This window comes from Pseudomonas sp. MWU12-2029, from assembly GCF_023242425.1.
GTDB classification, from domain to species: domain Bacteria; phylum Pseudomonadota; class Gammaproteobacteria; order Pseudomonadales; family Pseudomonadaceae; genus Aquipseudomonas; species Aquipseudomonas kribbensis.
The window spans coordinates 54,702-76,976 of the sequence record NZ_JALJDY010000008.1; the positions used below are offsets into that span (position 1 = coordinate 54,702).

The window sequence follows — 22,275 nt, forward strand, 5'->3', positions numbered from 1 at the left end:
CTTTTACAGGGCAAATGGCAGCGGTGTGTTGACCTGCTGACGCTGCGCCAGCCGCTGCTCGAACTCTTTCGGATCGTGAATCAGCACGTCCTGCCCGGCGAACGATTCCGCCGCGATCAACCGCGACAGCCAGAACCGTACGCACGCCACGCGCAGCATGGTCGGCCACAACTCTGCCTCGGCGGCCGTGAACGGGCGCAGTGCCGCGTAGGCACCCAGAAAGGCCCGCGCACGTGGGCCGTCGACCAGGCCATCATCGTCTGAACACCAGTCGTTCAACGCAATCGCCACGTCGTAGAGCATCGGTCCGGAACAGGCGTTGTAGAAGTCGATCAGCCCGGTCAGGTGCGTGCCTTCGAACATCGCATTGTCGCGGAACAGGTCGGCGTGGATGTTCGCCCGCGGCAACGCGAGAATTTTCTCTTTCTGTCGGGTGATTTCGTCCAGCGCCTTTTGCAGCAGCGCACGCGGCTCGTCGCTCAGGTGCGAGAGAAACTCGGTCCCCTCCTCCAGCATCCAGTCCAGGCCACGATCGGTCTTGCGCTTGATCATGCTGTCGCCCTGGGTCGCCAGGTGCAGGTGCGCCTGCAAGTCACCGACCTGCGCGCAATGCTGGGCGTTGGCCTGCTTGATGTGCTTGCCGGCCAGACGCGGTTGCAGCAGCGCCGGTTTGCCTTTCAGCTCGCGCAGGGCGACGCCATCGGTGGTGCGCAGTGCGTAAGGCACCGGCAGGTCGGCTTCGTGGAGGACGTCGAGCAGGTCGATGAAGAACGGCATTTCCTGCACCGGGCCGCGCTCGACCAGGGTCAGGACAAACTCGCCCTTTTCCATGCTGATGAAGAAGTTGGTGTTTTCGCTGCCGGCGGCGATCCCCTGGAAATCGAGCAGACGGCCGAGCCCGTAAGGGGCGAGAAAGGTTTCCAGCTCGGGCCGAGCCAGGGGGGTGAACACAGACATGGTTAAAAACTGCTCAGTTCTGGCGCCGCCATCGAGCCGGCGCCGGTTGAAATTAAGAAACTACTTCCACTCGAAAATCTTCCACGCCGGGATCAGCATATCCGGCTGGTCCGAGCGGATGAAGTTTGCATCAGTACCGTCCGCACGCACCAGAAAATAGGGCGGGAAACCCTTCTTGGTCACCTTGATTGCGTACAGGAAACCGTTCTGCCGGTACTCCTGGATGGTTTTGTCACCCTCGGTGCGGATGGTGACTTCCGGCTCCGCTGACGGCGCATCATCCGCCGCGATCGCAGGCAAGGGTGAGACAGCAATCAAACTGACCAGCAGCAAGCGATTTAACGTACGCATGATAACCTTGTCCCTTTGTCGTCAACGGTCCCGCTATTCTAGCGCCGGACCCGCCGAAAAGGTTGATCCTGCTCATGAGCCAAGCCCCCCTCGTCCTGGTGGACGGTTCGTCTTACCTGTACCGCGCCTTTCATGCGCTGCCACCGCTGACCACGTCCAAAGGCCTGCCGACCGGCGCGGTCAAGGGCGTGCTGAACATGCTCAAGAGCCTGCGCAAACAGTATCCGGACAGCCCGTTCGCCGTGGTGTTCGACGCCAAGGGCGGGACATTTCGCGATGAGATGTACGCCGAATACAAGGCCAACCGCCCGAGCATGCCCGACGACATGCGCCTGCAGATCGAACCGCTGCATCAGAGCGTGAAGGCCCTCGGTTTTCCGCTGCTGTGCGTCGAAGGCGTCGAGGCCGATGACGTGATCGGCACCCTGGCCCGCAGCAGCGCGGCCGCCAATCGTCCGGTGATCATCTCCACCGGCGACAAGGACATGGCACAACTGGTCGACGGCCACATTACCTTGGTCAACACCATGTCCGGTAGCTCGATGGACGTGGAGGGCGTGAAGGAGAAATTCGGCGTCGCTCCGGAGCAGATCATCGATTATCTGGCCCTGATGGGCGATTCTTCCGACAACATCCCCGGTGTTCCCGGCATCGGGCCGAAAACCGCCTCCGGCCTGCTGGTCGGCGTCAACGGCGGCCTGACCGAGCTCTACGCGCAGCTCGACATTGTGCCGACCCTGCCGATTCGTGGCGCCAAGACCCTGCCGGCCAAGCTCGAAGAGCACAAGGAGATGGCGTTCCTCTCCTATCAACTGGCGACCATCAAGGTCGACGTGCCGCTGGATATCGGCCTCGACGACCTGCAAATGGGCCCGGAAGATCCGAGCAAGCTGCTTGAGCTTTACACCCTGCTGGAGTTCAAGAGCTGGATCAACGATCTGGAACGCGATGCCAAACGTCTGGAACTGAGCAGCGCCGCCGCGCCTGAGCCGGCCGTCGACCTGTTCAGCGCGCCTGCGGAAGAAGCGCCCGCCGCTCCGGCTGAAGCCGCGTACGAAACCATCCTCGATCAGGCCCGTTTCGATATCTGGCTGGAAAAACTCAAGAACGCCAAACTGTTTGCCTTCGACACCGAAACCACCGGCGTCGACGCGCAACAGGCACAACTGGTCGGTCTGTCCTTCGCGGTGCAGGCCAATGAAGCAGCCTACATTCCGCTGACCCACTCCTACATCGGCGTGCCGGAGCAGCTGGATCGCGACACCGTGTTGCGCGCGCTCAAGCCAATCCTCGAAGACCCGAACAAGCTCAAGGTCGGCCAGCACGCCAAGTTCGACATGAACATCCTGGCCAACTGCGCCATAGGTGGCGATCAGAACGAAGGCATCACCGTACGCGGGATTGCCTTCGACACGATGCTTGAGTCCTACGTGCTCAACTCCACCGCCACCCGTCACGACATGGACAGCCTGGCGCAAAAGTACCTGGATCACACCACCGTGAGTTTCCAGGACATCGCCGGCAAAGGCGCCAAGCAACTGACGTTCGACCAGATCGCGCTGGAACAGGCCGGCCCATACGCCGCCGAAGATGCCGACGTGACCCTGCGCCTGCACCAGACGCTGTTCGAGAAGCTGAGCGCCATCCCGAGTCTGGCCAGCGTACTGACCGACATCGAGATCCCGCTGGTGCCGGTGCTGGCCCGCATCGAGCGCCAGGGTGCATTCGTCGATGCGGCGCTACTGGGCGTTCAGAGCATCGAGCTGGGCGACAAGATGGTCGCGCTGGAGCGTGAAGCCTTCGAGATCGCCGGTGAAGAATTCAACCTCGGCTCGCCGAAGCAACTGGGCGTGATTCTCTACGAAAAACTTGGCCTGCCGGTGCTGAAGAAGACCGCCAAGGGCCAGCCGTCCACTGCCGAAGAAGTGCTGGCAAAGCTGGCCGAAGACGATCACCGCCTGCCAAAGGTACTGATGGAACACCGTTCCATGAGCAAGCTGAAAAGCACCTACACCGATCGCCTGCCGGAGCAGATCAACCCGCGTACCGGGCGTATTCACACCTCGTACCATCAGGCGGTGGCATCGACCGGTCGCTTGTCCTCAAGCGATCCGAACCTGCAGAACATTCCGGTGCGCACCGCTGAAGGCCGACGCATCCGTCAGGCCTTCGTCGCGCCAAAAGGCTACAAACTGCTGGCGGCGGACTACTCGCAGATCGAATTGCGGATCATGGCGCACCTGTCCCGCGACGAAGGCCTGATGAACGCCTTCCGCAACAACCTGGACGTGCACACCGCCACGGCGGCGGAAGTGTTCAAGGTCGAACTGAATGAAGTGTCGTCCGACCAGCGCCGTGGCGCCAAGGCGATCAACTTTGGCCTGATCTATGGCATGGGCGCGCAGAAGCTGGGCAAGGACATCGGCGTCGATACCAAGACCGCCAAGGCTTACATCGACACCTACTTCGCGCGCTACCCGGGCGTTCGCGAATACATGGACCGCACGCGCACGCAGGCGGCGGATCAAGGCTTCGTGGAAACGATCTTCGGCCGTCGCCTGTACCTGCCGGACATCAACTCCAACAAGCCGCAGGAGCGCGCCGCCGCCGAACGCACAGCGATCAACGCGCCGATGCAGGGCACCGCCGCGGACATCATCAAAAAAGCCATGGTGGCGGTGGACAACTGGCTGAGCGCTTCGGGGCTGGACGCCAAAGTCATTCTGCAGGTGCACGACGAACTGGTGCTGGAGGTTCGCGAGGATCTGGTGGATCAGGTTCGCGACGAAATTCGCGTCCACATGAGCGAAGCGGCGAAGCTGGATGTGCCGTTGCTGGTGGAAGTGGGGATTGGCAACAACTGGGACGAGGCCCACTGAGGCCTCTGGAACGGGGCTTTGCCGCGACATGGCGTCACGGCAAGGGCATCGGAAGGGGCTTAGTTCTGATCGCTCTTGAGCTTATTCCAAAGTTTTTTGAAAAGAATCTGAACTAATCTTGCGACAGGCCACTCAGAGATACTGAATGGCTGGTGAAGCCCTTCGATGCTCCTATGTTGTGTTAAGTGTTGGCAGATATCTGAACCCCGCCCTAGCGGTTCGGAACTTGAACCCCGGAACTTCTCCCTCCCCATATGAAGTCCGGGGCTTTTTTTTGCCCCAAAACTGGCTGTGGCGCCGCCAGACTGCGTTAAAAGCGGGGCTAAAAATGCTCATTTAGGTCCCCTAAACTCCGCTTTTTAGCCCCGCTTTTGCCTTGCCTGGCAGCACCACAGACAGTTTTGAAATTCCCTTATTCTGCCTCGATCGCCGCTTCTGCGCCTTTGTCTGCCAGTTCCATCCAGCCCGCCAGCTTGGTGTAGGCCTCTTCCAGGCCCATGCGTTTTGGTGCGGAGAACAGCTGGATCGTTACCAGATCGCCCCACCCCTTGCGGATTTCCGACTGCACCTTGAGCAGCGTGTTCTTGGCTGCGCCGTAGGTCAGCTTGTCCGCTTTGGTCAGCAGGATGTGCATCGGCATGCCGGCCGCAACGGCCCAGTCGAGCATCAGCAAGTCGAAGTCGGTCATTGGATGACGGATGTCCATCATCAGAATCAGCCCCTTCAAACTCTCGCGGCCACCGAGGTAAGCCTCGAGGTGACGCTGCCAGTGTTGCTTGAGCGGGATCGGTACTTTTGCATAACCGTAGCCCGGCAAGTCGACCAGACGCCGTTCATCGTCTAGCTTGAAGAAGTTCAACAGCTGTGTGCGACCCGGGGTTTTCGAGGTGCGCGCCAGGCTGGCGTGAGTCAGGGTGTTCAGCGCGCTGGATTTACCGGCGTTGGAACGACCGGCGAACGCCACTTCGAAGCCTTCGTCGTCGGGGCACTGATCGACTTTGGCGGCACTGAGCATGAACGTGGACTGTTGGCACAGGCCGAGGATGGGATTCTTGAGTTGCATGGGATTTCCGATGTGGGCGGCGCCGGGATTGGGCGCGGAACGCGGTGTCGCTTCCGTTTCAGTGACGCCAGTATATAATGCCGCAGATTTTGTGTGTGCTTTGTCCCAGCGAAGGATGAAGTTCACGAGAGCGACAGACTTTGATTGCGCAACAGAACGCAGATCGCTCTCAACCCTGAAAAGGTCGTTTTATGACGAAATGGCTGCTGGCTGCCGGAGTCCTGATGCCGCTTTACAGCGCACAGGCTACACAGGATCCGGAAGCCGTGTACAACCGTGTTTGTGGTGCCTGTCATTCCGGCCAACTACCCATGGCGCCCAGAAGAGGCGATCAGGAAGCTTGGACGCCGAGGTTGGCGAAAGGTATGGAGACGCTGGTGCAACACGTGACCCAGGGTTTCAAGGCGATGCCGCCGCGTGGTTTGTGCATGGACTGCAGTGCCGAGGATTACCAGGCCATCATCCTCTGGATGAGCGGAAGTAAACCCGGTCCATAACTCTTAACCCTTAGCCGTAGTTGGATTAGCTGATGAACAAACTGATCGTGAGTCTGCTGTTGACCGTGGGAATCTCAGGTTTCGCCCATGCTGCAGGCGATGCCGCCGCAGGCCAGGCGAAGGCTGCCGTATGCGGGGCCTGCCATGGCCCGGATGGCAACAGCATGGCGCCAAACTTTCCGAAACTGGCCGGCCAGGGTGAACGCTACCTGACCAAGCAACTGCATGACATCAAGTCGGGCAAGCGCACCGTTCTGGAAATGACCGGCCTGCTGACCAACCTGAGCGATCAGGACCTCTCTGACATCGCCGCCTATTTCGCCAGCCAGAAAGGCAGCGTCGGCGCCGCCGATCCGAAGATCGTCGCTCGCGGTGAAGCCCTGTTCCGTGGCGGCAACCTGGAAAAAGGCCTGCCAGCCTGCACCGGTTGCCACTCGCCGAACGGCGCGGGCAACGCCGCCGCCGGCTTCCCGCACCTGGGTGGCCAACACGCTCAATACATCGCCAAACAGCTGACCGATTTCCGCAAGGAAGAAGCCGGTCGCAACAACGATGGCGATGCCATGACCATGCGCACCATCGCTCGCAAGCTGAGCGACGAGGACATCGCGGCGGTCTCCAGCTACATTCAAGGCCTGCACTAAGGCCAGGCCTGCGATGGTGATTCGAGCGTTGCGCGCGAAGGACAACGCCCGTCACGTTAACGCTCGATTAATCCGTTGCATGAAGTATAAAAAGGGTGGCTTTGGCCGCCCTTTTTTGTGGCCGCTGCCGTTACACTACAGAACTCATGCCCGCCAGGATCTGTCTGAAAACAGGTCGCGCGAGGCGACCCAATTTGCCCAGGAGTAAAGCATGCGTAATCTGATCATCAGCGCCGCCCTCGTCGCTGCCAGCCTGTTCGGCGTGACGGCCCAGGCCGCCGAAGCACCTGCCGCCCCGTACGTCGAACTGAGCAACCCGGTACCGGTTGCCGTGCCTGGCAAGATCGAAGTGGTGGAACTGTTCTGGTACGGCTGCCCGCACTGCTACGCCTTCGAGCCGGTGATCAATCCTTGGGTTGAAAAACTGCCTTCCGACGTCAACTTCGTCCGCATTCCTGCCATGTTCGGCGGCCCTTGGGACGCACACGGTCAGATGTTCCTGACCCTGGAAGCCATGGGCGTCGAGCACAGCGTTCACGCTGCCGTGTTCAACGCGATCCAGAAAGAACACAAGAAGCTGACCGACAAGAACGACATGGCCGACTTCCTCGCCACCCAAGGCGTGGACAAGGACAAGTTCCTGGCCACTTTCGACTCCTTCGCCATCAAGGGCCAGATCGTCAAGGCTCGTGAACTGGCCAAGAAATATGAAATCTCCGGCGTTCCAACCATGATCGTCAACGGCAAATACCGCTTTGACATCGGCTCTGCCGGTGGTGCCGAGGAAGCTCTGAAACTGGCTGACCAACTGGTCGCCAAAGAGCGAGCGGCCAACAAGGCGGCCGCCAACTAAGCGCGGCAATCGCCATGCGCCGCTGGGGAACCGAACGACTCGTCGGCCTGCATGATCCGCAGGTCAACGAGCATCACCTGGAGTCCACGGGCCTGCCCGCAGACAGCCGTTTGCGCTTGCTCAGCTTCAATATCCAGGTCGGCATCAGCACCGAGCGTTATCGGCACTACCTGACCCGCAGCTGGCAGCATCTGCTGCCGCACCCCGGCCGTTCCGGCAATCTGCAGAAGATCGGCAATCTGCTCGGCGACTTCGATCTGGTCGCCCTGCAGGAAGCCGATGGCGGCAGCCTGCGTTCGGGCTACGTCAATCAGGTCGAACACCTGGCCCATCTCGGCGCCTTCCCCTACTGGTATCAACAACTCAATCGCAACCTTGGCCGACTGGCCCAGCACAGCAACGGTGTGCTCAGTCGCCTGCGCCCGTGGGCGATCGAGGACCATCCGCTGCCGGGGCCGAAAGGTCGCGGGGCGATCCTGGTGCGTTTCGGCGAAGGTCCCGAGGCGCTGGTGGTGGTGATGATGCACCTGGCGCTCGGCGCCCGGGTACGCACCATGCAACTGGCTTATATCCGCGAGCTGATCGGCGGCTACAAGCATCAAGTGCTGATGGGCGACATGAACACCCACGCCAGCGACCTGCTGCAGCACTCGCCCCTGCGCGACCTTGGCCTGCTGGCCCCGCAACTCGAAGCGACCTTCCCCAGCTGGCGCCCGCAGCGCTGCCTGGACCATATTCTGCTCAGCCCGACCCTGACGCTGGAAAAGGTCGAAGTGCTGGCCCAACCGATTTCCGATCACCTGCCCGTCGCGGTAGAGATTCGTCTGCCGGGTTCGCTCACGGCCGATGCATTGCCCGCGTTGAGTCCTGCCCCTCGCGGAACGCCTGAATGAGCGACGAAGCCCAGCGCTGGAAAGAGAAATACCTCAAAAGCATCGAACAACAGGAAAAGCTCGAACGTCGATGGGACGCCCGGCTCGACCTGCTGCGTCGCGGCCTGGTACGTAGCACCCTGGCGGCGGAAGGCACCGATCGCGTGGTCGATCAATGCATGAAGGAAATGCGCGACGTGGTGCGCACCGACGACATGGATGCCGGCCTTGCCGCCCTGTTGCCGCGCCTTGAAAAAGCCGTGCTCGACTCCGAGCAGCGCCGTGAAACCCGGATCGAGCAGGTCAGCACCGCGCTGAACTCACTGGTGGCTCAGCTGCAAGCGCTGCCCCTGCCCCGGGACGTCGCCCAGCCACTGAAGAAGTTCGCCAAGCAGCTCGACGGGCGAGTCAGTCAGGCCCGGGAAATGCCGCTATTGCTGAGCGAACTCAGCGGTTTGCAGGGCAAGGCCCTGAGCCAACTGGAGACGCCGGCGGAACCGGGACGCCCGGGGTTGTTGCAGCGCCTGTTCGGCAGCCGTGACAGTGAGGAAACGCCTGCACCTGCAGCCCAGCCTGCCGTGGCTTCTCCAGCCGCTCAGCCAGAGCAACCGCCCGCCGCACCTGAAAGCGCGCGATTGCCAGAAGCGCCTGCTGCGATCGCCGAACCGGCAGCCATTGCCACCGTCAGTGAAGCACCGGTCACCGCACCTCTGGTCGCGCCACTGCAAGCTTCAGCACCAATAGCAACACCCGAGCCTGTTGCGGAGCCGGATGTGGTCGCCTTCGAGCCTGCCCGGATCATCACAGAAGCCGTTACAGCTCCCAACGAACCGGAACCCTCCGAGCCAAAACCCGAGCCGCAAGCCTTCACGCCGCCTCCGGTCTTTGCGCCATCCACACCGATCGCCATCAACCCCGACGAGCTGATCCACCCCGGCGACAACCCGCCTCCGGTCTTCCTCGACAGCCTGCCCCTGCCCGAGCCCATCGCGCAGGCCTTGGCGGCCATCGATCCGGAGCAGTCCGAGCACGACATTCTCTACGCCCTGCCGGATTCGCCCGAACCGTCCTACAGCTCGGTGGCCAAGCACATCGAAGACACGCTGATCGGCCTGCTGGACGACCTGACCCTGCCGGAGCGCCACCGCCCGCAAGCCGAGGCCATGCGCGACCGGCTGAAAAATGGTCTGAACTGGTACGAACTGCTACCGATCCTCGACGATCTGGCGACCTTGATGCTGGCCATCACCGACAGCGGTCAGCACGAGTTCGAAGCCTATCTGCAGCAGCTCAACGAGCGCCTCGAAGCGTTCCAGAGCAATCTGCAGGCCGCCAGCGAAGGTCACGCCGACAACAGCTCGGCGGCGCGAGCGATGGACACGCAGATCCGTGAACAGGTCGATGGCCTGCAGACCAGCGTGCAGGAGGCGGCGGACCTGGACGACCTCAAGCAGGTTCTGGAAAACCACCTGGAAGGCCTGCTCGGCACGATGGACCAGCACCAGAAACAACGTGACGCCCGGGAACAGGAAGTGGCCGGACGTTTGAAAAGCCTCGCCGAACGGGTGGCGCACATGGAGCAGGAGGCCCTTGGCTACCGCGAACACCTTGAAGAGCAGCGCCAGAAAGCCCTGATCGATCCGCTCACCGGCTTGCCCAACCGCGCCGCCTGGAGCGAACGGCTCGACCACGAAATCGCCCAGTGGCAGCAGCACGGCAACACCCTGAGCCTGGCCATGCTCGACCTCGATCACTTCAAGCGGATCAACGACAACTACGGCCATCTGGCCGGCGACAAGGTGCTGAAGATCATCGCCACGGTGCTGCGCAAGCGCCTGCGCGGCAGCGATTTCATCGCCCGGTTCGGCGGCGAGGAATTCGTATTGCTGCTGCCGGCAACTCCGCCGGCCGTCGGCGCCAAACTGCTGGAAACCCTGCGCGCGTCCATCGAGGCCTGCCCGTTCCACTTCAAGGGTGAGCGAGTCACGATCACCATTTCCATGGGACTGGCTGCGTTCAGGCCGGGAGAACATAGCGATCTGGTGCTCAAAAGAGCCGATCAGGCGTTGTACCGGGCCAAAAACGCAGGTCGCAACCGGGTGGAGCTGGGCTGAAGACAATTGTTCCATTTCATTTAAATCAGCCCTTTTGCCGTTCGCACGCAAGTCAGTACGTTACACTGTTGCATTACTGACTTACGTGTACTGCCATGAAATTCCTTGCCCTCATCACGTCGCTGCTCATTCTGGCCGGTTGTGCCAGCGGCCCGCGCTATGACACCAGCCATCCTTCTGCCAATCACGACAGCCGCGCGCAATTCGTGATCGTGCATTACACCTCCGCCTCTCTCGAGCGTTCGCTGCAACTGCTGACCCACGGTGAAGTCAGCAGCCACTACCTGATCGGCGACGACAAGAAAGGCACGATCTACAAGCTGATGGACGAAAACCTGCGCGCCTGGCATGCCGGCGAAAGTGAATGGCAAGGCCGTACCTGGCTCAACTCAAGCTCCATCGGCATCGAAATCGTCAACCCGGGCTTCAAGGACACTCCGACCGGACGCGTGTGGTTTCCGTACAGCGAAGCCCAAGTGCAGTCGCTGATCGTCCTGCTCAAGGACATCAGCAAACGCAACGGCATCAGCCCGGACCACATCATCGGTCACAGTGATATCGCACCGCTGCGCAAACTTGATCCGGGCCCATTGTTCCCGTGGAAGCGCCTGGCTGCCGAAGGCCTTGGCTTGTGGCCGGACGAACAAGCCGTCGCCCGCCAGCAAGTGCGGTTCGAGGTGGAGTTGCCGAGCATCAGCTGGTTCCAGGCGCAACTGGCGCGCCTGGGCTACGCAACGCCGCAGAACGGCGAGCTGGACGTGGCGACCCGCCATGTACTCGCAGCCTTCCAGATGCACTTCCGCCCTTCCCGCTTCGACGGCACGCCGGATGCGCAAACGGCAGCGTTGCTGCTGGTGTTGAATCAGACAAAATAATGACGCCCGCCCGACGGTCAGGGCGAAAGTGCAATCAGCAGCTATAACTCATTGGTAATTCTTCGGATATCCATATGGTTGCTACCCGAGAGACGCTGCGTAGCTGGTTTTATCGTCCGTGGTTTCTGGCGATGCTGGCGGCTGTCCTCAGTGCAGGCCTGCTGATCACCGGCGGGCTGTTCGTCGCCATGCATCAGGTTGAACAAAGCGAAAGTCAGGAAATGAATGCCCAGGGCGAACGTTTCCTCGCCCGCCTCGAGCAATTGTTCGGCCAGTTGCGCGAGAGTCTGGACGATCTTGAAGCCCAGCCATTGCGCAGTTGCGATGACGAAATGATCGCCACGCTGCAGCAGGTGACCTTCAACTACCGCTTCGTCTATGAAGCCGCCTATATGGATGCGTCACGCATCTGCTCCAACCGCCCCCGCCAGGAAGGTCTGTCAGTCGTCCGCCCACCGGACATCAAGGGCCCGACCCACAGCTACTGGCTGAACACCACCACCGAACCCGATGAAAACCGCGCGGCGCTGATGCTCGGCCGCGGCAACTTTCGCGTGGCCACCTCTCGTGGGCATCTGACCGACATGGTCGACCTGTCCCCCGATAGCAGCCTGCTGGTGGTGCTGGATCACGGGACCCGGGCGATTCCGGTGCTTGGCGTGCCACAGGCCTGGCCGCCCACTGAGCCGTGGCCGCCGAAATCCACCGACGCGCTGCAAGTCACCCAGACGCGTCTGATCTATCGCATGCCCACCGACAACCCGGAATACCAGTTGGTGCTGATCAGTCCGCGCACGGGCATGCACATTCCGGAGCTGTGGTGGTGGATGGTGCCGTTCTGTCTGGTACTCGGGGCGCTGGTGGGCGTTCTGGTGTTCTGGATCGTCCGCCAGCGTCAGTCGCTGGACGCCGAGCTTCACGGAGCGATCCGCCGTGGCGAGTTGCAGGTGCTCTATCAACCGATCTTCGACCTCGACAGCCGCAACTGCGTCGGCGCCGAAGCCCTGCTGCGCTGGCGCCGGCCGGACGGCACGCTGACCAGCCCCGACCTGTTTATTCCGATGGCGGAAAACACCGGGCAGATCCGCCAGATGACCGATTTCGTCCTCCAGCGCCTGCTGGAGCAACTGGGTCAATTGCTGCGGGCCAATCCGCAGCTGTACATCTCGGTGAACCTGGCGGCATGCGATGTAATGGTGCCGCGCATTGGTCAGGTCATGGCGCGACTGCTGAGCCTGCATCGCGTGGCAGCGCGGCAGATTGCGTTTGAAGTGACCGAACGCGGGCTGATCGATGTGGTGGTCGCACGGGAAAACCTGCAAGCGCTGCGTGATGTCGGCCATCAAGTGCTGATCGACGATTTCGGCACTGGCTATTGCAGCCTCGCCTACTTGCAGACCCTGCCGGTGGACTGCCTGAAAATCGACAAGGCCTTCATCGACGCCCTCGGCCATGACGCGGCCAGCAGCGGCGTCGCGCCGCACATCATTCACATGGCCCAGGCTCTGGATCTGAAAGTGATCGCTGAAGGTATCGAGCATGAATCCCAGGCGGCACTGCTCAGCAGCGAAGGCGTAAAGTTCGGCCAGGGCTGGCTGTTCGCCCATGCCTTGAGCGCCGTGCAATTCATCGAGCTGATTACCCGGGGACGGCGGCTCGCCGGCCGCCGGATGGACGACGAAGCCTAGACCGCCAGCGCCATGTAGAACTGCGTGCCCTGGCCCGGTCGCGAATAGACGCCCATACGGCCGCCATGTAGCTGGACGATTTCCTTGCACAGCGCCAACCCGAGCCCGGCACCGCCCTTCTTGCGTCCGACCTGGACGAACGGTTCGAAGATCCGCCCTTGCTGGCCGTAAGCGATACCTTCGCCATTGTCCTCGACGCTGATGATCACCCGCTCGCCATGTCGGCGCGCCTGCAACCGGATCAGGCCGTCGCGGGCGGTGTGGCGCAAGGCGTTGTCGATCAGGTTGTCCAGCACACGGTCCAGCTGGGCCTGATCGGCCTGCAACCGTGGCAAGGGGCTCTGTACCTCGACATTCAATGCCACGCCCTTCTGCGCCGCCGTGTCGGCAAAACGCGATTGCGCCTGAGCCAGCAAATCCTCGATGGAGCACGGCGCCAGCGTGAGTTTCTGCAAGCCGCTTTGATAGCGTGAGAAGTTCAGAAGGTCGTTGATCAACTGCATCAGGCGCTGCATTTCTTCATTGACCGTATCGAGCAGATCCGACTCGCGGGATTCCGCCGGAAACTTCGCCCGCTCGCGGAATAGCCCGAACGCCATGTGCATGCCGGTCACTGGCGTGCGCAGTTCATGGGAGGCACGCAATACGAATTCGCTGCGAACCCGCTCAAAGGCCCGCTGTTCGGTGACATCGTGCAGCACCATCACCGCGCCGAGGATATGCCCCTGGGTATGGCTGACCGGGGTCAGGCTGTAGGTCAGCAGCCGCGACTCGCCGTCGACCTCGATGCTCAAATCTTCCGGTGCGCGCTCAAGGGTGCCGCCGCGCAGCACCAGTTGTAGCTGCGCATCCAGCTCCGGGCGCTGAAGCGCGGTGCCCAGGCCTTCGCCAAAGCGGTCACTGTCCCAACCCAATTGCCGCTGGGCCACCGGGTTCAAGTGCTCCAGATGCCCCTGACGGTCGATCATCAACAAACCGTCGTCGATGCTGTCGAGCACGGCCTGCAAACGTTGCTGGCCGGCCAGCAGTTCATCGACATTGGTCGCCTGATGCTCGCGCAGCGCTTCGGCCATCAGCCCGAAACGCCGGGTCAGCAGGTTGATCTCCATGGCAGAGGACACCGGCAGGGTCACTTCGAAATTGCCCTGGCCGATGTTGTCCGCCGCTTTCGCCAGCGCCTCGATCGGTGCACCGAACCGCCGGGCGATCCCCTGGGCGGTGATGAAACCGATGATCAGCACCGCCAGCCCCACCAGCCCGAGCAGGCCGGCAATCAGCAGGGCCCGGTCGCGGGCGGCGTGTTGTACGGAGTTGATGTTATCCAGTGCGTGCTTGTGCTCGGCGATCAAGCCGTTGCGCAGGGTGTTGAAGCGCTCGCGCAGATCACCACTGCCGCTCAGGGCTGCAGCCGGGTCGCGGGACACATCGAATGCTTGCAGGAAATTCAGATAATCCGCTTTGGCCTGACTGAATCCGTACTGGCGTCCGTCGTCCTTCTGTTCCTGGGCGATGCCTTCGTCGAGCAGTTCGAAGTAATGCTGTTTCGATGCTTCGAAGGCCACCGGATCGGGCTTCTCGGCAAGCATCATGATCAGTTGATCGCCCAGGGTCTGGCGCAGTTTGAGCCCTAGATCGAGGGTGACGAAGTTGTTGCGGATCAGCGCCTCCTGAGTACCGGCCATTTGCATCACACTGACCAGCCCGAGCATCAGCCCGAGCAAGGCCACGGTGATCAGTGCGGAAATGCTCAGGAACAAGCGGGTCCGCAACTTCATCGCCAGTTTCATCGGCGGGCGCTCACAGGTTGTACTGCTTGCGCTTGCGATACAGGGTCGAGGCGTCGATCCCCAGAGTCTTGGCCGCCTGGTCGAGGGTCCCGGCGGTCGCCAGCACAGCACCGATGTGGGCCTTCTCCAGTTCGTCGAGGCTCAAGGCCGCACCGACGCGCGGCGCATTGTTGGCGGGTTGCTCGGCCATACCGAGGTGGCTGATTTCCACACGCTCCTGCGGGCAAATGATGCTCGCCCGCTCGACCACGTTGCGCAGCTCGCGGATGTTGCCGGGCCAGCGGTAACCCAACAGTGCTTCCCGCGCCTCGTCACTGAAGCCTCGAGCTGGACGCGCGTATTCCTTCACAAAACGAGCGAGGAAGCGGTCGGCCAGGGTCAGGATGTCCTCGGCCCGTTCGCGCAACGGTGGCAGATGCAGGGTGATAACGTTCAGGCGATACAGCAGGTCTTCACGGAAACGACCGTCGCGCACCATGTCTTCCAAGTTGAGGTTGGTCGCCGCGAGGATGCGCACGTCGGCGCGGCGGGTGACTGGGTCCCCTACCCGTTCGTATTCCTTGTCCTGAATGAATCGCAACAACTTTGGTTGCAATGTCAGTGGAAAATCGCCGATCTCGTCGAGAAACAGCGTGCCGCCATCCGCCTGATTGACCCGGCCCAAAGTGCTTTCGCTGGCCCCGGTAAACGCGCCGCGACTGTGACCGAACAGCTCGCTTTCCATCAGCTCGGCGGTCAGCGACGGGCAATTGATGGTGACGCAGGATTTCTTCTCGCGCTTGCTCCAGCCGTGAATCGCCCGGGCCAGCTCACCTTTACCGGTGCCGGACTCGCCGAGGATCAGGATATTGGCATCGGTGCTCGCCACTTGCCGCGCGGTTTCCAGTACGACTTTCATCGCCGGGCTGTGGGAATCGAGACCGTCCTTGGGTTTGCGGATCTCGCCTTCGAGTGCTTCCAGACGCGCCGATAGCTGGCGGACTTCGAGTTGCTTGGCGGTGGCCAGACGCAACTGGTCAGGGCTGCACGGTTTGACCAGATAGTCGGCGGCGCCTGCCTGAATCGCGTCCACCGCCGTATCGACAGCCGAATGCGCGGTGACGATCACCACCCGCATCCACGGCGCCTGGATGCGCATCTGCGCCAGCACGTCGAGACCATTGTCTTCGCCGAGGCGCAGATCGAGGAAGCACAGGTCGAACACCTGACGCTGCAACAGCGCGTCAGCCTGGGCCGCGCTATTGGCGGTGGCAACCGTATAGCCTTCGTCTTCGAGGCAATAACGGAAGGTTCGCAGGATGGCGGATTCATCGTCCACCAGCAGAATGCGGCCTTGATGCTCAGTGGCTGATTCCATTTTTCCTACGCTCCATAAGTGAATGTCTTGGGTTAGTCCCGGAAAAATCGGGCAAGTTGCATGGTTGATTCTGATCGATTCCAGTCATAGCAGGGTAGCTCTCTCCTGCCCTCACGGCTAATTCACTGATTTTGTTGATTTTTTAAACAAACGACGTTTTTCAGGCATTTGCCTGCTTCCTTTTCTGACATCCGCACCCTGCTCTCAATTCAAAAAGAATGATTTCTCCTACGAAGCATTCGTGCATTTCGCACGACCTTGGATGACCCATCGTGCAGGATGCGTCGTCCTGATTTCTCATTACGTTTGTAACTATCTGATTTTATTGGTTTTTTTAAAACAAAAAAGCTGGCATGCAGGCTGCAATACCTCTCTCAGCCCGGGCAGATATGCACTGCCCTAACCAAATAAGAGTGAGGAACCCAGGATGACTCGCCAACGTGCCGCCCAAATGCGTATCTCGCCACTGCACCTGCAGCAGGCCCTGTTTGGCGCACTTGCGCTGCTGATTACCCTGATCGCCTGCCAGCAATACCTGCGCTGGGAACAGAGTCAGCAACCTGAGCCCCTGATTTCGATGCAGCACGCGACGCAAACGCACTTCAGCGCCGTCAGCAGCAGCCAGGCCGACAACGGTGCGATGCGCATGATGGATGTCGACCAGCCGCAGCCGCTGGGCGACATGCCACGCGAAGAACGCTGGGTTTTCTGATCCACGAATCTGGGCGCCGCTGCGCCGAGACCGGCAACACCCCTAAATAGAAACAAGGAGAATCACCATGTTGAGCTGGGCAATCACATTCCTGATCATTGCCATCATCGCTGCAGTACTGGGCTTCGGTGGTATCGCGGGCACCGCCACGGGTATCGCCAAGATTCTCTTTGTCGTGTTCCTGGTGATGTTCATCGCCTCGTTCTTCTTTGGCCGTCGCGGCCGAGGTTGACCATGAGTGCTTTAAAGACACTGGCAGCCGCCCTGCTTCTGGGCGGTAGTGCCATGGCGATGGCGGCCAATGATGGCCAGACGCGGGTCAACGAACTGCTGAGTTCAGACCCGCACTACAGGGAAACCTGGGAAGGCGTGGTGAAGAAGGAAGAACGCCTGCCGGAATGGGTGATGAACCTCTCCGGTACGCCGGACCAACAGATGAATGCCGTCACTGAAGACGGCGACAAGTATCTGGTCGGGCCGCTCTGCGAATCGCAGGACAAATGCCTCAACCACCGCTTGATCGTCGCGTTCAGCTTCGACAAGAAACACGCTTACGCCATGCTGGTCGATGTGCCCGAAGGACTGCCGGCCGACAAGTCGCCCACGCGACATGCCACCTACCGCTTCCTCGGCAAACCCGATCAGGGCATGCAGGATCTGTTGATGGAAACGCTGAAAAAAGATCCGAACTGGTATTGAACATGAAGGCAGCCCACAGCTGCCTTCCATTGCGCCCGCCCGAGGAAGGCCGGTGCATGACCAGGGGGCCGGGACGTTCTGACTGTTGCAGGGTCGGAGTGACCTACGGGTACAGGGAGTGCCTGCGATGAGGGCCGGGTCAGGGTAAAAGCTGCGACGCAAGTTCGCCAACCCGGAGCGGTTCGACGGACTTGCGCTGAGCTTTCAAAGTGACAAAACATTGATCCAGAGCGTTCTGCTCATCTTTTTATCGATCACACTGCGCGCGAAAAGCATTTCGCGGTGTTTCCTCGCGACCGTATATCGAGAAAGAGTCGATAAAGCCAGTCGGCGTTTTAGATTCCAAACGTAGGCTTTTTCGGAAAATTTTCGTCGAAATCACTCGTTCAAAAAATAACCAATCTACGCTGTAATGGCCGGTTCACGGCACTTATGCCTGCCGAAATGTCGTATTCGAACCGGTTGGGACGCCAGTTTCATTTAAAAAAGCTCATGCCGATTCGGCATAGGGTAGGCGTTTACGGCATTAGACGGCGCAACCCCGCATCGGAATAGTTGCGCCTTTTTTCGCCTGCCGGAGAGCCGTAAACACGCGCTTCGGGGCACCTTATACGGAGGCAGATGCACAGACTTTTCCGCCAAGAGCGTTCCAGTTCCTGCATGTGCCTTGAGTCAAACGCAAGTAAGGGTAAAGAATATGAAGAAGGCAAAGCTTAGCCTCGCCTGGCAGATCCTCATCGGTCTGGTATTGGGGATTGCAATCGGTGCGTTGCTCAACCATTTCAGTGCCGAAAAGGCCTGGTGGATCAGCAACGTCCTGCAACCGGCAGGCGATATCTTTATCCGTCTGATCAAGATGATCGTGATCCCGATCGTCATTTCTTCCCTTATCGTCGGCATCGCCGGCGTGGGCGACGCCAAGAAGCTCGGGCGTATCGGCCTGAAGACCATCATCTACTTCGAAATCGTCACCACCATCGCCATTGTCGTCGGCCTGCTGCTGGCCAACCTGTTCCATCCGGGTGCCGGCATCGACATGAGCACCCTGGGCACCGTGGACATCTCCAAGTACCAGGCGACCGCCGCCGAAGTACAGCATGAACACGCGTTCATCGAGACCATCCTCAACCTGATCCCGTCGAACATCTTCGCGGCCATGGCCCGCGGCGAAATGCTGCCGATCATCTTCTTCTCCGTGCTGTTCGGTCTCGGTCTGTCGAGCCTGCAGTCGGACCTGCGCGAGCCGCTGGTGAAGATGTTCCAGGGCGTCTCGGAAAGCATGTTCAAAGTCACCCACATGATCATGAACTACGCCCCGATCGGCGTGTTCGCCCTGATCGCGGTGACCGTGGCCAACTTCGGTTTCGCTTCGCTGTTGCCGCTGGCCAAGCTGGTGATCCTGGTTTACGTCGCCATCGCCTTCTTCGCCTTCGTGGTGCTGGGCCTGATCGCCAAGATGTTCGGTTTCTCGGTGATCAAGCTGATGCGCATCTTCAAGGATGAGCTGGTGCTGGCTTACTCCACCGCTTCCTCGGAAACCGTGCTGCCACGCGTGATCGAGAAGATGGAGGCCTACGGCGCACCGAAAGCCATTTGCAGCTTCGTTGTGCCGACCGGTTACTCGTTCAACCTCGACGGTTCGACCCTGTACCAGTCCATCGCGGCGATCTTCATTGCCCAGCTGTACGGCATCGACCTGTCGATCAGCCAGCAACTGCTGCTGGTCCTGACCCTGATGGTGACCTCCAAAGGTATCGCCGGCGTGCCGGGCGTGTCCTTCGTGGTGCTGCTGGCCACGCTGGGCAGCGTCGGCATTCCGCTGGAAGGCCTGGCCTTCATCGCCGGTGTCGACCGCGTGATGGACATGGCGCGTACCGCCCTGAACGTGATCGGCAACGCCCTCGCCGTACTGGTCATCGCCCGTTGGGAAGGCATGTACGACGACGCGAAAGGCCAGCGCTACTGGAACTCGCTGCCGCACTGGCGCAGCAAGGAAAAACTGCCGGCCGGTGACGTTTCGAAAAACTGATCCCCGCCCGCAAGGCACCCTGACAAACCCCGGAGAAATCCGGGGTTTGTCGTTTCTGGCGACCCCGCTATCATTCGCCGCATCTTCCGGGGGATTTGACTGATGCTTAATGGCCTGTGGCTTGGCTTCTTCATCGTGGCAGCCGTGTCGGCGCTGGTGCAGTGGCTGGTCGGCGGTAACGCCGGAATCTTTGCGGCGATGGTGGAAAGCATTTTTGCCATGGCCAAGCTGTCGGTCGAGGTCATGGTGCTGCTGTTCGGCACCCTGACCCTGTGGCTGGGCTTCCTGCGCATTGCCGAGAAAGCCGGGATTGTCGAATGGCTGGCCAAGGTGCTCGGGCCGCTGTTCCTGCGGCTGATGCCGGAAGTGCCGGCCGGGCATCCGGCACTGGGCCTGATTACCCTGAACTTCGCCGCCAACGGCCTGGGCCTGGACAACGCCGCCACACCGATCGGCCTCAAGGCCATGAAGGCGCTGCAGGAGCTCAACCCCAGCTCGACCATCGCCAGCAACGCGCAAATCCTGTTCCTGGTGCTCAACGCCTCGTCCCTGACCCTGCTGCCGGTGACGATTTTCATGTACCGCGCCCAGCAAGGTGCGCCGGACCCGACGCTGGTGTTCCTGCCGATCCTGCTGGCCACCAGTTGCTCGACCATCGTCGGCTTCCTGTCGGTGGCGTTCATGCAGCGCTTGCGGGTCTGGGACCCGGTGGTGCTGGCCTACCTGATTCCTGGCGCGCTGATCCTCGGCGGCTTCATGGCACTGCTGGCGACGATGTCGGCCACGGCGCTGGCGGGGCTGTCGTCGATCCTCGGCAACCTGACGCTGTTCGGCCTGATCATGCTGTTCCTGGTGATCGGTGCCTTGCGCAAGGTGAAGGTCTACGAAGCGTTCGTCGAAGGGGCGAAGGAAGGTTTCGACGTCGCCAAGAATCTGCTGCCGTATCTGGTGGCGATGCTTTGTGCGATCGGCGTATTGCGCGCGTCAGGCGCACTGGATTTCGGCCTCGACGGCATTCGTCATCTGGTGCAGTGGGCAGGGTGGGACACGCGCTTCGTCGATGCGCTGCCGACTGCGATGGTCAAACCGTTCTCCGGCAGCGCCGCCCGGGCGATGCTGATCGAAACGATGAAGACCTCCGGCGTCGACAGCTTCCCGGCGCTGGTGGCGGCGACGATCCAGGGCAGCACCGAGACCACGTTCTACGTGCTGGCGGTGTACTTCGGCGCCGTGGGCATCCAGCGCGCCCGGCATGCCGTGGGTTGCGCGCTGCTGGCTGAGCTGGCGGGTGTGCTCGGCGCTATCGGCGTCTGCTACTGGTTCTTCGGTTAAGGCTCAAGGCCGGGCAGGTGGGGCAACTTTCTGGCCTTGTTCCACCGCCCACGCCACAACCTTCGCCGTCAGCCGATCACTGGCCTGACCGAATCCGGCCACCACCGCCGGCACCTGCACATCGCTTAGCGGCTGGCGTTCTTCGAAGCGGCGGCTGGCGAGAATCTTCTGGTCATAGCCGCGCACCAGCAACGCATCGACCCGCACCACGACGCTGGCCTGATTGCCCTGATATTCCGTCTGGAACGCCTGCAAGCTGCCACCCAGTTCCAGATCCGCAGAAAAATTGCTGTCATCGGTACTGAGTAACGTCACCCGGCCATCACGCGCAAAGCCATCGAGCAGCCTGTTACGCACCAGCACCGGCGCCGGATCGCTCCAGCGCGAAGCCTTGTAGGTGCTGATCACATCGCCCTGGGGAATCACCGCGATGCCGGGACGGTTGAGGGCTTCGCTGGCCTGCAATTTGTTCAGACGCAGCGACCAGTGCTGAGTCGCCGCCGTACTGGCCGAGGCGGGCGCCTGTGCGGCTGGCAAGCGGTAGACATCCAGCGGCTCGGTCTTGGGCAGAATCGAGCAGGCGCCGATCAGCGTGAAGCCGGCGAGGAGGGCGAGGCGAGTCAGCTTCATGGCGTGAACTCCTTGTTCTTTTCACTGCCCAGCAGGTAACCGCTGGGGTTGGCCTCCAGACGTTGGGAAATGGCCCGCAGCGAGGTCAGGGTTTCACGCAGTTCGCGCACTGCCGGCGCGAGGCCGTTGAGGCCCTGCATGCCGCTGTCGAGGGAATTCTGATTCTTGCTGAGCAAGCCATTGATAGTGGCGCTGCTCTGTTCCAGCGACTTCATCGCTTGTTCGGCGCTGCCCAGGGCCTGTTTGCCCTGATCGTTGAGCAGGCCGTTGGCGTTGCGCATCAGCGCCGAAGTCTGCTCGAGCATGCTGCCAGCCTGTTTGCCGACGGTTGCCAGTTGTTGCATGGCCTGGCGCAGGTCGCCGCGCTGATCGTTGATCGAACCGGTGGTCTGTTCCAGGTGTTCGAGGGTTTTGCTCACGCGCTCGATGTTATCGGCGGAGAACATTTGATTGGCATTGTTCAGCAGCGTGCTGACCCCGCTCATCAGGTCATTGCTGTCATTGAGCAGCCGCGAGATAGGCGAGGGCGATGCGACGATCGTCGGCAGTTCGCCGTCCTTGCCTCGCAGTTTCGGACTCTCTGGCGTGCCGCCGCTGAGCTGGATGATTGACGTGCCGGTGATCCCGGCCAGGGCCAGTTTGGCCAGGGTGTCTTCCTTGACCGGTGTGTCGCCGCCGAGGCGAATCCGCGCCAGCACCCGGCGCGGGTCCTTCGGGTCGAGCCGCAGGCTGACCACGTCGCCGACCTTGATCCCGCTGTACTGCACCGGGCTGCCCCGGGACAGGCCACTGACCGCCTCGTTGAAGACGATTTCGTAATCCTTGAACTCGGTGTCGACGCTGGATTTCGCCAGCCACAGACCGAAGAGCAGGGCGCCGGCCACCACAATCACCGTGAACAGGCCGATCAACACATGATGGGCTCGGGTTTCCATG

Annotated in this window: 20 protein-coding genes; 13 read left to right on the forward strand and 7 right to left on the reverse strand. The window is 61.1% G+C overall.

Annotated elements, in window-relative coordinates:
- Nucleotides 1-3: 3 nt before the first annotated feature.
- Together M5B44_RS20150 and M5B44_RS20155 are read right to left on the reverse strand one after the other, a co-directional pair.
- Nucleotides 4-957, reverse strand: a complete 954-nt coding sequence (locus M5B44_RS20150; RefSeq protein ID WP_248740288.1) for a homoserine kinase — start codon at nt 955-957, stop codon at nt 4-6.
- A 60-nt stretch (nt 958-1,017) separates the two neighbouring features.
- Nucleotides 1,018-1,308, reverse strand: a complete 291-nt coding sequence (locus M5B44_RS20155) for a DUF2782 domain-containing protein (protein ID WP_114880887.1) — start codon at nt 1,306-1,308, stop codon at nt 1,018-1,020.
- A gap of 74 nt (nt 1,309-1,382) precedes the next feature.
- On the opposite strand from M5B44_RS20155, the gene polA reads away from it, so the two are divergent.
- The gene (gene polA / locus M5B44_RS20160; protein ID WP_248740289.1) at nt 1,383-4,187 is read left to right on the forward strand and encodes a DNA polymerase I; all 2,805 of its coding nucleotides are present in this window, start codon (nt 1,383-1,385) and stop codon (nt 4,185-4,187) included.
- Nucleotides 4,188-4,599: 412 nt separating this feature from the next.
- Here the strand turns inward: polA and yihA are convergent, their stop codons facing one another.
- Nucleotides 4,600-5,250 carry a ribosome biogenesis GTP-binding protein YihA/YsxC gene (yihA, locus tag M5B44_RS20165; RefSeq protein WP_248740290.1) on the reverse strand — a complete coding sequence of 217 codons (651 nt, stop codon included), beginning with the start codon at nt 5,248-5,250 and terminating at the stop codon, nt 4,600-4,602.
- A 191-nt stretch (nt 5,251-5,441) separates the two neighbouring features.
- Here yihA and M5B44_RS20170 point away from each other — a divergent pair, with 191 nt between their 5' ends.
- The 7 genes from M5B44_RS20170 to M5B44_RS20200 all read left to right on the forward strand — a co-directional run bounded on the left by M5B44_RS20170 (nt 5,442) and on the right by M5B44_RS20200 (nt 12,793).
- Entirely contained in the window at nt 5,442-5,747 is a 306-nt protein-coding gene (locus M5B44_RS20170; protein WP_085713044.1) for a c-type cytochrome, read from the forward strand.
- 32 nt (nt 5,748-5,779) lie between these two features.
- Nucleotides 5,780-6,391 (forward strand): c-type cytochrome, encoded by a 612-nt coding sequence (locus M5B44_RS20175; RefSeq protein WP_065260178.1) that lies wholly within the window; start codon nt 5,780-5,782, stop codon nt 6,389-6,391.
- Between the two features lie 211 nt (nt 6,392-6,602).
- Nucleotides 6,603-7,244, forward strand: a complete 642-nt coding sequence (locus M5B44_RS20180) for a thiol:disulfide interchange protein DsbA/DsbL (protein WP_085713046.1) — start codon at nt 6,603-6,605, stop codon at nt 7,242-7,244.
- Nucleotides 7,245-7,258: 14 nt separating this feature from the next.
- Nucleotides 7,259-8,137, forward strand: coding sequence for an endonuclease/exonuclease/phosphatase family protein (locus tag M5B44_RS20185; protein WP_085713047.1), 879 nt, complete (start codon nt 7,259-7,261; stop codon nt 8,135-8,137).
- A complete protein-coding gene (locus tag M5B44_RS20190) occupies nt 8,134-10,230 on the forward strand; it encodes a GGDEF domain-containing protein (RefSeq protein WP_248740291.1) in 2,097 nt (698 codons plus the stop codon). Before M5B44_RS20185 ends, M5B44_RS20190 begins: the two co-directional genes overlap by 4 nt.
- A gap of 95 nt (nt 10,231-10,325) precedes the next feature.
- Entirely contained in the window at nt 10,326-11,105 is a 780-nt protein-coding gene (locus M5B44_RS20195) for an N-acetylmuramoyl-L-alanine amidase (protein ID WP_248740292.1), read from the forward strand.
- A 74-nt stretch (nt 11,106-11,179) separates the two neighbouring features.
- Complete coding sequence (locus M5B44_RS20200) at nt 11,180-12,793, forward strand: EAL domain-containing protein (protein ID WP_248740293.1); 1,614 nt, start codon at nt 11,180-11,182, stop codon at nt 12,791-12,793.
- Here M5B44_RS20200 and M5B44_RS20205 read toward each other — a convergent pair.
- Nucleotides 12,790-14,580, reverse strand: coding sequence for a KinB sensor domain-containing domain (locus tag M5B44_RS20205; RefSeq protein ID WP_119429917.1), 1,791 nt, complete (start codon nt 14,578-14,580; stop codon nt 12,790-12,792). The two genes, M5B44_RS20200 and M5B44_RS20205, sit on opposite strands and share 4 nt — an antisense overlap.
- Nucleotides 14,581-14,590: 10 nt before the next feature.
- Nucleotides 14,591-15,937: a sigma-54-dependent response regulator transcription factor AlgB gene (gene algB / locus M5B44_RS20210; protein WP_025112294.1), complete on the reverse strand. Its 1,347-nt coding sequence runs from the start codon at nt 15,935-15,937 to the stop codon at nt 14,591-14,593.
- A gap of 427 nt (nt 15,938-16,364) precedes the next feature.
- Here algB and M5B44_RS20215 point away from each other — a divergent pair, with 427 nt between their 5' ends.
- The 5 genes from M5B44_RS20215 (at nt 16,365) to M5B44_RS20235 (ending at nt 20,709) form a co-directional block, all read left to right on the forward strand.
- Nucleotides 16,365-16,649, forward strand: a complete 285-nt coding sequence (locus M5B44_RS20215; protein ID WP_039764878.1) for a hypothetical protein — start codon at nt 16,365-16,367, stop codon at nt 16,647-16,649.
- A gap of 67 nt (nt 16,650-16,716) precedes the next feature.
- Nucleotides 16,717-16,881, forward strand: coding sequence for a DUF1328 domain-containing protein (locus M5B44_RS20220; protein ID WP_003177151.1), 165 nt, complete (start codon nt 16,717-16,719; stop codon nt 16,879-16,881).
- 2 nt (nt 16,882-16,883) lie between these two features.
- The gene (locus tag M5B44_RS20225; protein ID WP_085713053.1) at nt 16,884-17,348 is read left to right on the forward strand and encodes an inhibitor of vertebrate lysozyme family protein; all 465 of its coding nucleotides are present in this window, start codon (nt 16,884-16,886) and stop codon (nt 17,346-17,348) included.
- Between the two features lie 697 nt (nt 17,349-18,045).
- A complete protein-coding gene (gltP, locus tag M5B44_RS20230; protein ID WP_085612511.1) occupies nt 18,046-19,377 on the forward strand; it encodes a glutamate/aspartate:proton symporter GltP in 1,332 nt (443 codons plus the stop codon).
- 102 nt (nt 19,378-19,479) lie between these two features.
- Nucleotides 19,480-20,709 (forward strand): nucleoside recognition domain-containing protein, encoded by a 1,230-nt coding sequence (locus M5B44_RS20235; protein WP_085713054.1) that lies wholly within the window; start codon nt 19,480-19,482, stop codon nt 20,707-20,709.
- A gap of 3 nt (nt 20,710-20,712) precedes the next feature.
- On the opposite strand, the gene M5B44_RS20240 is transcribed toward M5B44_RS20235, so the two are convergent.
- Together M5B44_RS20240 and M5B44_RS20245 are read right to left on the reverse strand one after the other, a co-directional pair.
- A complete protein-coding gene (locus M5B44_RS20240) occupies nt 20,713-21,339 on the reverse strand; it encodes an ABC-type transport auxiliary lipoprotein family protein (protein ID WP_248740294.1) in 627 nt (208 codons plus the stop codon).
- On the reverse strand, nt 21,336-22,274 hold the full coding sequence (locus M5B44_RS20245) for an MlaD family protein (protein WP_085713056.1): 939 nt from the start codon (nt 22,272-22,274) through the stop codon (nt 21,336-21,338). The genes M5B44_RS20240 and M5B44_RS20245 overlap by 4 nt, the downstream gene beginning before the upstream one ends.
- Between the last annotated feature and the right edge of the window lies 1 nt (nt 22,275).